9 protein-coding genes and 2 tRNA genes are annotated in these 13,088 nt (G+C 50.5%); 10 read left to right on the forward strand and 1 reads right to left on the reverse strand.

Translation table 11 applies throughout. The features are described from left to right. Nucleotides 1-79: 79 nt before the first annotated feature. The 10 genes from ACKU4E_RS00125 (at nt 80) to ACKU4E_RS00170 (ending at nt 11,718) form a co-directional block, all read left to right on the forward strand. Nucleotides 80-931 (forward strand): NAD(+)/NADH kinase, encoded by an 852-nt coding sequence (locus tag ACKU4E_RS00125; protein ID WP_320169061.1) that lies wholly within the window; start codon nt 80-82, stop codon nt 929-931. 6 nt (nt 932-937) lie between these two features. Then, nucleotides 938-2,683: an ARMT1-like domain-containing protein gene (locus tag ACKU4E_RS00130; protein ID WP_320169062.1), complete on the forward strand. Its 1,746-nt coding sequence runs from the start codon at nt 938-940 to the stop codon at nt 2,681-2,683. Nucleotides 2,684-2,813: 130 nt separating this feature from the next. Then, nucleotides 2,814-4,094: an MltA domain-containing protein gene (locus tag ACKU4E_RS00135; RefSeq protein ID WP_320169063.1), complete on the forward strand. Its 1,281-nt coding sequence runs from the start codon at nt 2,814-2,816 to the stop codon at nt 4,092-4,094. Nucleotides 4,095-4,447: 353 nt separating this feature from the next. Further along, nucleotides 4,448-5,893, forward strand: coding sequence for an Asp-tRNA(Asn)/Glu-tRNA(Gln) amidotransferase subunit GatB (gene gatB, locus ACKU4E_RS00140; RefSeq protein ID WP_320169064.1), 1,446 nt, complete (start codon nt 4,448-4,450; stop codon nt 5,891-5,893). Between the two features lie 18 nt (nt 5,894-5,911). Beyond that, entirely contained in the window at nt 5,912-6,952 is a 1,041-nt protein-coding gene (gene mtnA, locus ACKU4E_RS00145) for an S-methyl-5-thioribose-1-phosphate isomerase (RefSeq protein WP_320169065.1), read from the forward strand. 169 nt (nt 6,953-7,121) lie between these two features. Then, nucleotides 7,122-8,474, forward strand: a complete 1,353-nt coding sequence (der, locus tag ACKU4E_RS00150) for a ribosome biogenesis GTPase Der (protein ID WP_320169066.1) — start codon at nt 7,122-7,124, stop codon at nt 8,472-8,474. A 100-nt stretch (nt 8,475-8,574) separates the two neighbouring features. Beyond that, nucleotides 8,575-8,669, forward strand: a tRNA-Ser gene (locus tag ACKU4E_RS00155). 408 nt (nt 8,670-9,077) lie between these two features. Further along, the gene (locus ACKU4E_RS00160) at nt 9,078-9,734 is read left to right on the forward strand and encodes a response regulator transcription factor (RefSeq protein WP_320169067.1); all 657 of its coding nucleotides are present in this window, start codon (nt 9,078-9,080) and stop codon (nt 9,732-9,734) included. Between the two features lie 144 nt (nt 9,735-9,878). Further along, nucleotides 9,879-9,970: transfer RNA gene (locus ACKU4E_RS00165), tRNA-Ser, on the forward strand. 461 nt (nt 9,971-10,431) lie between these two features. Beyond that, the gene (locus ACKU4E_RS00170) at nt 10,432-11,718 is read left to right on the forward strand and encodes a phosphatidylserine decarboxylase family protein (protein ID WP_320169068.1); all 1,287 of its coding nucleotides are present in this window, start codon (nt 10,432-10,434) and stop codon (nt 11,716-11,718) included. Nucleotides 11,719-12,044: 326 nt separating this feature from the next. Here ACKU4E_RS00170 and ACKU4E_RS00175 read toward each other — a convergent pair whose 3' ends face one another. Continuing rightward, the gene (locus tag ACKU4E_RS00175; RefSeq protein ID WP_320169069.1) at nt 12,045-12,950 is read right to left on the reverse strand and encodes a hypothetical protein; all 906 of its coding nucleotides are present in this window, start codon (nt 12,948-12,950) and stop codon (nt 12,045-12,047) included. Nucleotides 12,951-13,088: the final 138 nt, after the last annotated feature.

Genomic DNA, 13,088 nt, shown 5'->3' on the forward strand with positions numbered 1-13,088 from the left:
ATCCTTAAAAAATCTTCATTGATTTTTTGGTGACTCAAACGGTTGAATCTTGGGCCCCTTTCTAATAGGAGAGTATTCTATGTCTGAGAGTCAAGGTTCTGTTCTTATAGTAACAAAGTCGGGTGGCAGTGATGCTACCAGACTTGGTGAGGATATCGCCCGCTGGCTAAGCCTGCGTGGTGTCGGCTCCGTTGTTGTCGAACACCCCCTTCCGCCTGCACGAATTGACGTTTCCAGGTTCCGGGAGAACTGTATGCTGGTTCTGGTGCTCGGCGGAGATGGCACGTTCATCAGCGTGGCCGGGGATGTCGTGGACTGGCAGGTGCCGGTACTAGGTATCAACCACGGCAGGGTCGGTTTTCTGGCGGAGGTCCTGCCCGAAGACTGGGAAACCGCGCTGGAACGCTTTTTCAGCAGTGATCTGGACATATCCATGCGCACTGTCTTTGATTATGAAGTGCAAAGAGGTAACGGAATTGTGGCCCGTGGAGTGGCCATCAATGATCTGGTTATCTCCAGAGGCATGGTCGCCCGCATAATAGCCATGGATATAGGGCAGAAAGGTCAGTGGATAAAAAATCTGCGCGCGGACGGGCTCATCATATCCACCTCCACAGGATCGACAGCATATAATGTTTCAGCAGGCGGACCACTTGTCCATCCCGAGCTTTCGGTCATGTGCGTGACCCCGGTCTGTCCTTTTCTGAATGGTATAAGACCTATGGTCCTTCCTGCGGAAAAACCGCTGGTGATCGATATTGTAGAAGCTTCCGGGGATGTCTATCTTACCGAGGACGGACGCGTGCCTTATCCTCTTAACAGCGGATACCGGGTGACGGTCACGAAGCACAGAAATGAACTCATGCTCGCCAGAATTTACAGCAACACCTTTTTTCAGAAACTCAGAAGCAAGGGCTTTCTCACGGAGTAAGTGTAAGTGAGTGTATTACCGGATTTTACGTCAATCAACGATCTCAGGTACGGAGAAGATCCTGTAGGAGATGCATGGCTTCTCCATTTCATGACCGCAAACAATCTCGAAAGTTTTATTGATCCGGTTAAAAACGCTTCTCCGGAACAGCTGCGTTTTATGGTCGCCCTGGATGACGATCAGGTGTTTGCGCCCTGTTCGGACTGGCAGTTCAGGAGACTGGTTACGCCCGGCCTTGAGGACGATCTGCTCAATGTCTACCTCTTTGCCTGGAGGGAACTGGTAAAGCTGGTCAGAAATCATGTCCCCGACCGTTATCAGCGCAGGCTTATACTCAACCTGTGCAGGCATAAATTCAAGCAGGCCATAGACTCCTCAATCATGATTCCCTGGAGGCTGCTCAAGGGAATGATTACTATTTTTCTGAGCCGTTCCGGACTTGATGATCCATACATCGGCCGCAAGAAGGAGCTTTTCCGGCGGGGCATGGAATTTGTCGAAAGTGAATTTTTCCGGCGGGCCATCGAATCGTGCCCGTACCCTGTTCCGAACTGTGAATGTCTTGCCGATATGCGTTTTGAGCTGGATATGGTTGAACTTGAACGGCTGTTCCGGCTTGCTACATTGCCTGATCAGTGGAGCAGGGAACTGCTGGCCTGCAATTACAGCCGGTATTCGCAGCTGTATTCACAGGATGTGGTTGATTTCGAACCTGTGCGCAATATTTTTCACGCCAACGGTACCGGGCTGAAAATATTGTACCTGCCGGACGAAACCGGCGGACTGGCGGTCGACCTGCTCATAATAAAATCCCTTCTGCGTCAGGGGCACAGCGTCATACTCTCCCTGCGTGAGGGGTTCTGCTTTGACGACCCTACATTCTGGGACCGGGAAAATGATTCCGTCCTTGCCGATGCGCTCAAGGGCGCACTGATGATTTCCGAGAACCGCATGTCCAAGAACGACCTGCTTTCCAGTCTGAGGCAGAATCCGTTTGTGGTTATTTCCGATGGCACCAGAGAGAGGTTAAATCTTATCCGCTGCAGCGTAACCTTTGCCCGTGCCTGGAAGGAATCTGATCTGGTACTGGCCAAGGGATGGGGCAACAGGCGCAGGCTCATCGGGAATTCTCATCAGTTCACGCGCGATGTGATCTGCGTTTACCGTTCTCTGGAAGGGGAGTTCCGGCTTGAGTTCAAGGCCAAATCCTCTAATTCATATAAATTCACAGAGGCCGACATCCTTGCAAAGGCGGATGAAATTATCGGTGAAATGCAGCAGGCCCGTGCTCAGCGTAAGGCGGTTATGTTCTATAGCGCCATTGTGGGCAGCATTCCTGGTCAGGTAAAGACCGCAACCCGCGTACTGAATACCTTTGTCGGCTATCTGCGGGACCGTCTGGCCGATACCTATATAATAAACCCGGCGGAGTATTTTGAAGAAGGCATGGACGCTGACGATCTCATGTTCATGTGGGAGAAGGTTCAGCGCAGCGGATTTATTTCGGTCTGGCGTTTTCAGACCTACGCCGATATTGAAAAGAGTTTCGAGTTGATGGGCGAAAGAGTCCCTCCTGTCTGGGCGGGCAAGGATGCAACATATTCCACCGGCTGCACCAAGGAAATGCATATCGCCCAGGACGTGCAGCGCAGGCATCGAGAATTGCAGATTATCGGTCCCAGCTCGGATAAATTCCTCAGAAGGCGTGAATACGGAGTCGGGCGGTTCAGTGACGTTGTCATAGAGCCGTAAAGCCGGAAGGTGCTTGGGTGCGGAGGAGATTCCGTACGGGGTACGACTTCTTTATATGGCTGAACGTGCCGAATTATCGAGTTTTCCACGTGTTTAATGAGTAAGCCGAATCGAGGCGATAATTATATTTATGAGAATTGATTTTTCACTATACAGACTGCTGATTCTGGCGCTGCTCGCTCTTTTCCTGTTCTGCGGTTGTGCAACAAGGGTGGCTCAGCCTTCAAGGGCAGGTTCAGCCAAGCCACGCACCGGCACCAAAGTCTGGGTCAGCAAGAAGCCTGGTCGAGAATTTGTCGCCGGTCCGGTCCGGTTCGAAAAAATGTCCTCGCAGTCGGCGGAACTGGCTGCACGCAGGCTTTCGGCCCGGACGCAGGATATGGATTCCTGGCGCGACCTTGGGCCTCAGATCAGGAAGTCCATTGAATATGTCCGCCGCAATCCTGCAGGGGGGCTGGCCCTCCAGCGCAGGGAACTCCGGCTGACCTGGGGGCAGTTGCGGAAGTCACTGGAAGATCTGGAAAGGTTACTGCCCCGGCTTGATCGAAATCCGGAGTTGCTTGGGAAATATTTTGTCTGGTATGAATTGCAGTCCGGTGCCGAGATGACCGGTTATTATACTCCGGTTATAGAGGCCAGCCTCAAGCGGGAAGGCCAGTATCAGTATCCTGTCTACCGTGTGCCGCCGGACCTGCGTAAGGCGCGTCCCGGGGAAACCCATCCGTGGTCGGAAAAATTGCGTAAGGCCTACCGGGTTGAACAAGGTCGGATTCTGCCGTACTATTCCCGCCGTGATATCGATATAAACAAGGTGCTGGCCGGGAAAGGCCTTGAAGTGGCATGGCTCAAAGACCCTGTTGATCTTTTTTATATGCATGTTCAGGGAGGCGGAGTGCTGAGGCTGCCGGACGGGCGTCTGCGTACGGCAGTGTTCAGCGGCAGTAATGGACTGGACTTTCACGGGCTGGGCAGTATCCTTTATCGCAAGGGGATTTTGAAAAAAAATCAGCTCTCAAGAGAGAAAATCAAGGATTATCTGCTCAAGCACCCCGGCGAGATGTGGAATCTGATGGCCGAGAACGAGAGTTACATCTTTTTCAAGATCACCAGAGGTCAGCCTCAGGGGGCAATGGGCAAGCCTTTGCACGGCAAGGTCAGTCTTGCCAGCGATCCCCAGTTGTTGCCTTTGGGGTCCATTGTATCCTTTCGCACAGATATCTATCCTTCTAAAGGCCGACCTGCCCGCAGGGTGAACGGGGTAGGGCTTGCTCAGGATACCGGAAAAGCTATTCGCGGAGCCCGGCTTGACTATTACATCGGGACAGGAAACGAATACAAATACGCGGCGCATCATCTTAAGAATCATGTGCCGGTTTACCTGTTGATCAGCCGTTCGGCATTACGCAGGTAACGTTTTTATGCTTTCATGCGGAAATGGGTAAATTAAAGGAAACGTTGACCAAGACCATATTTTGATATGGTTATTGACTTATCTTCGCAAAATTTTTGATTTAAGTGGCTACTTTCAGTGCACCCACTTTAAACTGTTAGGGATTCCAAAGGGGATTATCCATCTCTGCTCTCCATATCCCTAAGACTCGAAGAGGCTTCTCGTCTAAGGTCTAATGGGCCTTTGGCCGCCGGCGGCGAAATCAAATTATTAAAAGCGCGAAGCGCATCAAATGGAAAATTAATCGATGCTTCCCAAAGTTTCGCCGTTCCCGTTCGGGGCGGCAGAGGCATTCTTATAAGGAACGGTATATTATGGTACAATTCGAAACAGTTATAGGACTTGAGGTTCACGCTCAGCTCAAGACAAAGACCAAGATCTTCTGCGGCTGCTCCACCGAATTCGGCAAAGACCCCAACGAGAATGTCTGTGAAGTCTGTTCAGGCATGCCGGGAGTTCTTCCTGTTCTCAATGAAAAGGTCATGGAATATGCTGCCAAGATGGGGCTGGCTACCAATTGCACCATCAACCGGAAATCCATATTCGCCCGCAAGAACTATTTTTATCCTGATCTGCCCAAAGGATACCAGATTTCCCAGTTCGACCTGCCCATCTGCGAGCACGGACATCTTGATATTTCCTATGAAGATGATGGCGGAAATGTCCTGAACAAACGGATCGGCATAACCCGTATCCACATGGAAGAGGACGCCGGCAAGAACATTCATTCCGCTGCCGAAAACGCCAGCTTCGTAGACCTCAACCGTACCGGCGTTCCCCTGATCGAGATCGTCAGCGAGCCGGATATGCGCAGTGCCGACGAAGCCGTGGCCTATCTCAAGGGATTGCGTTCCATTCTTCTTTATCTGGGTATATGCGACGGCAACCTTGAAGAAGGTTCCTTCCGTTGCGACGCTAACATTTCAGTACGCCCGGTTGGTCAGGAAGAATTCGGCACCCGTGCGGAACTCAAGAACATCAATTCGTTCCGTAACATACACAAGGCCATCCGTTATGAGGTGGCCCGCCAGATAGACCTAATTGAAGACGGTGAGAAGGTGATTCAGGAAACCCGTCTTTTCGATGCCGACAAGGGTACGACCCATTCCATGCGCGGCAAGGAAGAGGCCCACGATTACCGTTATTATCCCGATCCGGACCTTGTTCCGCTGGTCATTGAAGAGGATTGGCTTGCTCAGTGGGAAGCTTCCCTGCCGGAACTTCCGGCCGGACGCATGGCCCGGTTCATTGAAGAAATGGGACTTTCTTCCGATGATGCCGATCTGATCAGTTCCGAAAAGGATGTTGCCGATTATTTCGAGGCAGTGCTCGAATTTCACAACGACCCTAAGAAGGTGGTCAACTGGATCAAGGGCGATTTCCTGCGCGAACTCAACCAGTCCGGAAAGGGCGCTGCTGATTGCGTCTTCAAGCCGGAGATGATGGCCAAGCTGATTAAGCTTGTTGATAAGGATGTGATCAGCATCAAGATCGGCAAGGATATCTTCGGTGACATCTTTGCAAACGGCCTTGACCCTGAAAAGTACGTCAAGGATAAGGGACTGGTCCAGATTTCCGATTCTTCATCCCTTGAAGCCGTGGTGGACAAGGTTCTGGCCGACAACCCGGATGAGGTTGAGGCATTCAAGGGCGGTAAGAAGAAGCTGATGAGCTTCTTCATGGGCCAGATCATGCGTGAGACCAAAGGTAAGGCCAACCCCGGCATGGTCAGCAAAATGATTGCTGAGAAACTTTCCTAACCAAAAGAGATTCATAAAATGACAGAGCATATTCAGTTTTCACCGGAAAAAGACGCCCTTGTGCTGCTGGATCAGCGCTATCTGCCTACCCGCGAGGACTGGTTTGACTGCAAGACAACGGACGATATCGTCGAGGCCCTTGTGGTCATGGTCGTGCGCGGCGCTCCGGCCATCGGCGTAACTGCCGCTTACGGCTGCTATCTGGCCGCCCGTGAAGTTTCCGGCAGCGATAACTGGAAGGCCGAACTGGAAAAGAATCTCGACAAGATCGAGAACGCCCGCCCCACAGCGGTCAACCTGCGCTGGGCAGTGCGCGAAATGAAGCGCGTCCGGGATGAATCCGGGGATATTTCCCTTGAAGAACTTTGTGCCGTCTGGCTGAAACGGGCCAAGGAAATTCATGCCGATGATATCCGTATGTGTGAGGATATCGGCAGGTTCGGCGGAGAACTCATGGACGACGGCGATACCATCATGACCCACTGCAATGCCGGGGCGCTTGCCACGGCAGGGTATGGAACCGCTCTCGGAGTCATCCGCGGTGCGGTTGATCAGGGCAAGAAGGTCTCGGTCATCGCCAACGAAACCCGTCCCTTTCTTCAGGGTGCGCGTCTTACCGCATACGAACTGCATCGTGACGGCATTCCAGTAAAGGTGGCCTGTGATAACGCCTGCGCCCTGCTGATGAAAAAGGGACTGGTCCAGAAGGTCGTAGTCGGAGCGGACCGCATTGCCGCAAACGGCGACGCAGTAAACAAGATCGGGACATTCGGCGTTGCGCTGCTGGCCCGTGAATTCGGGATTCCTTTTTACGTGGCCGCCCCGGTCTACACTATAGACCCGGAAACCCCCACCGGTGACGATGTGCCCATTGAAGACCGCACTCCCACCGAGGTAACCCACGTGGGCGGACATCGCATTACCCCGGAAGGTGTTGATGTGTTCAACTTCGCTTTCGACCCCACCCCCAATGAACTCATAGCCGGAATCATTACCGAAAAGGGTGTGTTGAGGGCTCCGTATGACGAAGCGATCCGCAAATTGTTCGCGGAGGAATAAAACCCGTCAGTGAAGGAAAGACTTTACAGAGCCGTATGCATTGTGTCATAGGCCCGGTTTGAGATGTTTAATGAGCGGGAAGCGTAAATCTTCCCGCTTTTTTTGATATATCCGGTGTTCGTTATGGAGTATAGGTAGCGAATGACCGTTCCTATTTCTGGAGGCTGACATGCTGCCAACTATAGCTCTTGTAGGGCGCCCAAATGTCGGGAAGTCCACACTTTTCAATAGATTGTTGCGGAAGAAAAGGGCTCTGACCCACGACATGCCCGGAATTACCCGGGACCGTATTTACGCCGAAGGCCAGTACGACGGGGTGAGCTACGCGCTCATCGATACCGGCGGTCTGGTTATGGAGAGCGACAATAATTCCGGTGAATTTCAGGGCGATATTTTTGAACAGGCCCGCGAGGCCATAGAAGAGGCTCATGCACTGATCCTCGTCGTAGACGGAAGAATCGGGCTGACCCCGCTGGACGAGCAGGTTGCCGGTTATATCCGCCAGAGCAACAAGCCTGTGCTTCTGCTGGTTAACAAGGTGGACGGTCCTGAGCTTGAAGCGCAGGCCACAGCGGAATTTCATGTTCTGGGCTATGAGATCATGCCTGTTTCCGCCGAGCATGGTTTCAACCTGTTTGAACTGCGTGAAAAGGTCGCCGCCATGGCCCGCGAGACAGGCATTGTCCCCGAGGAAAGGGACGAGGAGGCCAAGGGGCTCAAGATTGCCATGTTGGGGCGGCCCAATGCCGGGAAGTCCTCCATGGTTAATGCCCTTACCGGGGAAGAGCGGGTAATCGTAAGCGATATCGCCGGAACCACCCGTGACAGTGTGGACGTTACTTTTGAGAGCAGCGGCAAACTCTATACGTTCGTGGATACCGCCGGAGTACGCCGCCGGACGAACATCACCGATACCATAGAGCGGTTCAGCGTTGTGCGAGCCCTGCGAAGCAGCGCCCGTGCCGATGTGACCATCATGGTTGTGGATGCGCTTGGAGGAATCACCAAGCAGGATAAGCGGCTCATAGACTATCTTGTCAAAGAGGCTATCCCGTTCATAATTGCGGTCAACAAGGTGGACCTTGTTTCCAAGGGAGAGCGGACCGCTCTGCGCGAAGGATTCGAACGTGCGCTTCGCATTGCCGGGCATGTCCCGGTTGTTTATACTTCCTGTGTATCCAAGTCCGGTCTCGGCGGTATTCTGGAGCTGGCAACCCGGCTCAAGAAGGAATGTTCCTTACGAGTTTCCACCGGTGAACTGAACAGGATCATGAAAGAGGTGATCGAAAAACATCAGCCTCCGGTGGTTAAGCGCAAGAGGGCCAAGTTCAAGTACATGACCCAGGCAGACGAGGAACCGCCAACGTTTGTATTTTTCATCAACGATGAGAAGCTGATCAAGGCTTCCTATCATCGTTTTCTGGAAAACAAGCTGCGCAAGATACTGAATGTGAAGATTGCCCCTCTTAATATTGTCTTCCGTTCGACCTTCCGCAAGAAAGATGACATTGTTCATAAATAATTAAAAAAATGCTGAAATACATGTTGACAATCATGCGGGGTAAATATATTTAAACGCTTCCTGAGTGAGTGAAGCGGATTTATCTCCTTGGGAAGTATACGGAGAGGTGGCCGAGCTAGGCTGAAGGCGCTCGCCTGCTAAGCGAGTATAGGGCGTAAAACTCTATCGAGGGTTCGAATCCCTCCCTCTCCGCCAGATGAAAGTAATGGGCAGTCGTTGATGCGACTGCCTTTTTTTTTGCCAGGTTATCCCTGTCGGTTGCACCTGATTTGTCAGAGGTAGAGGATGGGGGGAGGCTTTTGGGGCATGCCGGCGTCTTTTGCGATGACAGAATTTTGTTTTGCCAAAACCCATGTGTGCATTTGAATATTTTGTACGCAGTTTCATGTGGAGTTACCCGTAGTTTTATACCTCTTTACAACAGATCAATATGCCTCTGTAAGTAGTTGATTGGGGTATCCATTTTCTGTTAAGGGTTAAAAAACATGGATGATTATGGAGATGTACTGGTCCTGATCAATCCTGAAACAAATATTGAAAGAATCGAAAATGATCGTTTCTTTCCGGATTTGATCGACCTGTAATTTTTACTTCCGGAGGCGCATGACAAATCTTATCGGTGTAGTGATAGCTGATGACCACGCCTTGGTCAGGGAAGGGCTGAAGACCATTTTGAAATCCCAGCCGGGGATAAACGTACTCGGCATGGCTGAAAATGGTGAGGAGGCTGTGCGTCTGTGCAGGCGGCTGAACCCTGATGTGGTGCTTATGGATCTGTCCATGCCCGTTAAGAGTGGAACACAGGCCATTCAGGAGCTTGCAGGAATCGGCAAGACCAAGATACTGGCCCTTACTGCTCATGTTGAAGCCGAACATATTTTTTCAGCCCTTGATGCAGGCGCCTGCGGATATGTGCTGAAGACGTCTTCCAGTGAAGAACTGATGATTGCCATCAGAACGGTTATGAAGGGGAATGTCTATCTTGCCCCCGATATTTCCGGAGAGGTGGCAAGGGGATTCCTGCACCGAAAGCGCGGCGGCAGTGATGAGCGTCTGGAACTGCTGACCAACCGGGAGAGGGAAGTGCTGAAACAGGTGCTTGCCGGGTATAAGAATCGTGAAATAGCGGAACTTTTGATCATCAGCATCAAGACCGTTGAAAAGCATCGTTCCAATATGATGAAGAAGCTCGGTCTCAGTTCTTTGGCGGAGCTCAGGGCTTTCGGTGAAGAACTGAAAGCCAAGGATATTTTTATCTGAGATTTGGGGCGGAACTGTTCGTAAATCCATGGTTCACGTGCCGCCCATGGTTTTTCGGCCAAACACACGCACAAATTTTTAATTTTCTTGCAGAAAAATGTTGACTTCCGGGGCAAGTTCGGCAAAGTTCTTGTTTCCAAAATTGGAGAGGTGGCAGAGTCCGGTTGAACGCGGCGGTCTTGAAAACCGTTGAAGGTTTGCGCCTTCCGGGGGTTCGAATCCCTCCCTCTCCGCCATACGATAATCCACAGCAGTCCAATGCTGTTCAAAAGCCCTGCATCGCAGGGCTTTTTTGTTTCCGTCCCCATCTGAGTGATATGTCTCCAGCCGCAGTTTGTACGCGTATAAAAAATGCTATAAACCAATTTATACTATTCTTTTTATACCACTTGCTGCATCGTGGGCTTGGATTTGTGATCTGGGGTGTAACGGATCTTTTGAAATAGGATTTTTCAGGCTGCGAGGACTGTGCAGACCTCCAATTTGCATCAATGTACTCGTTGGGGATTGTGAACTGGTGTTTCATTGCACTATATTCCTATACGTTTGCAGGGTGGACGGATACCTTTGAATCCTTTCTCGCTTGCGGGGAAAAGGGGGTTGGGAGTGAATGTTCGGATGATCCTGATTACGAATGGCTCATGATCGATGTAAGTGCAAAAATATCACGATAAAAGTTAAATAGGAGAGTGTACCCATGAAATGGAAACGGGTTTTCATCTTTTTCTTTTTAATGGTTATTATGAGTTCGGTTCAGTCAATTGCGTATGCGGATTCTTTGCGCTCCCCCTCTGACGGCAGGCAGTGCTACAAGATCGGTGCGGACGCGAATATACCTTTGATGCCCGTAATTCAGGAATTCAAGGATTTAATCGAAAACGATCCCCATCTTTATATGCTGTTCATGGAGATGTTCAATCAGATCCCGAATAAACCGCCGTATCTGAAGGATCCTGCCGGAAACGTCCAGATTCGCAGCTACCGGCAGATGCTGAATGCTCTGAACTGTATCCTGACCAGTGCGCCTGAATTCAACGACACCATCATGGCCGGAACTCCGATTAACGCTATGCTGGCATGGCCCATGGGAACTCCGGCAGGAACAGAAGCCTTTCTGGACAAACGGGTAAACCGGCAGCTGAAAAAGATTTTAAAACAATGGGAGGTCTTCCTTGCTTCACCGGACTCCCGGTATGTCTTGACCGACAAGCCCGGAGGATGGTTCAGCCCGCAGGCTCTGAAGGTCATGCCCGATTTTGATAAAAATTTTGTCTGCGATCCGAGCAAGCCGTACCATGGTTTTGCCTCGTGGGATGATTTTTTCACCCGCCTGTTCCGTAAAGGGCTGCGCCCTGTGGCATCACCGGACAATGACGCTGTCATCGTCAACGCGTGTGAATCAGCTCCGTATCGGCTGGCTAAAGATGTAAAGCTCAGGGATAAATTCTGGATCAAGGGCGAACCCTACTCCATTTATCACATGTTTGACGGCGACCCGCTGGCAGAACAATTTGTGGGTGGAACATTTTACCAGGCCTTCCTGAGCGCATTCAACTACCATCGCTGGCACAGCCCTGTGAGCGGAACAATTGTAAAGACCAAGCTTGTGGATGGAAGCTACTACGCTGCTGCACTGGTTGACGGATTTGATCCGGAAACACAGGACAATTGCCAGGGCTACATCGCTCAGACCGCGGCCCGTGCTTTGGTGTTCATCCAAGCCGACAACCCGGATATAGGCCTTATGGGCATCCTTTTTGTCGGTATGGGTGACGTCTCATCCAATGAGATCACGGTTTATGAAGGGCAGCATGTTAGAAAGGGCGAGCAACTGGGAATGTTTCACTTTGGCGGATCCACCCACGTGCTTATGTTTCGCCCCGGTGTGAACGTAGAATTCGATCTGCGCGGACAAACTCCAAGTGTTAACGCCAAGAACATTCCCCTTCTGTCAAAATTGGCCGTGGTAAAGGGCAAGAAGTAGTGCCTTACTGAATCTAGACCATTAGGCGACGCAGCCAAAATTCTATACTGCGACTTGCGCCGTTCTAAGGGGGAAGATTTTTCGGTTAACTTACTTGGTTATATTTTTTAGATAAGTCTTGGTACATTCATTGGAAGTACTGTGTAATTGTTCGCAGGATGTTGCGTTAAACATCTGCCGGCAATTATGCGGTACTTCTTTTTTATTTTTATCGCTGCCGAGACAAAGTGATATGCGAGGAAATGTATTGTCTTTTCAGGGAAGATGGCGTGTGATCAGAGTCTTCAGGTTAGGTAGTGAAATGGCAATGCTTATTGTTCGAAAGCTTAGAACATCCACATAAACCGTACAAATCCACCCAAGGCGTTGCTTAACTTGTGCTTTGAAATGAGTTTTCCACTGTTTGTGTAGAAGCTGTACATACAATCATAATAATATTCGGGGCCGATGGAGAAGGTAAGCTGTTCTATCGGAGAGTAGTCAAGGTAGACTCCTGCCTTGGACCTTATAACTTCTATGTATCCTTCCGATTTGTAGACTTTTTCAGCACTGGACAAGGCAAAGCTTACACCGAAGGTGTGAGGTGTGTCGCTCCCTCCGAAATCCAGACCAAGCAGTTCAAGAGTGTCCATGAAAGCATCATGTGACATTGAAAGTATTGCCCCGAACTCCACATCCCCGAAGAGATCGTTGCTTATGGGGTTTATGGCGACAGCCTTGGCTCCGAATCCCAACATCCAGCCGTGCCAGATATCGTAGGCCACTCCTCCCTGAAACCCCGCTCCTAATGCACCGGGAAAATCATATTCGTATGCGGCAGTGGCAGTACCGTCCAGCCAGTATAGCCAGTCCTTGTGGAACCTGTTGTTAAGCAGGTGTGCCTCAAGCGTAATGTCGTGAAGATTGTCGAACGGATCTCTTATGTTTTCCATTTCGTTGCCGAAGATCGGGATTTGTTCTTCATTCTCCCAAGTGAAATGCGACAATCCGTACGATAGTTCAAAAATGGAATAGCTTGCCTTTATCCGAGTGCGTATAACACTGACACTCCCCATGTCGTCAGAAAATTGGGCTTCGGCGACGTAGCTGACATCGGTTTCCAAGTGCAGGTCCTCAGCATGAGTCGAGGGGGCGGCAAAAAGATACCCTTTAGTGAAGGATAATCCGGATTCGGTCGCGAGTGAAGGTGTTGCCCACAAGAGGACGATAAGCGTTATAATCAGCCTGTTCATAAATTTAAATTCAATATTCTCCGAGGCGTGTCTGAAGCTGGTGATTTTATTTATGGTTTTGTGAATGATTTTAATTCGGAACTAATTGTAAAAGCTAGAATCTTATTTTAAGTTATGTTGTGAAATTAAACAAGCCAC

The organism is Maridesulfovibrio sp. (genome assembly GCF_963677005.1).
GTDB lineage: Bacteria > Desulfobacterota > Desulfovibrionia > Desulfovibrionales > Desulfovibrionaceae > Maridesulfovibrio.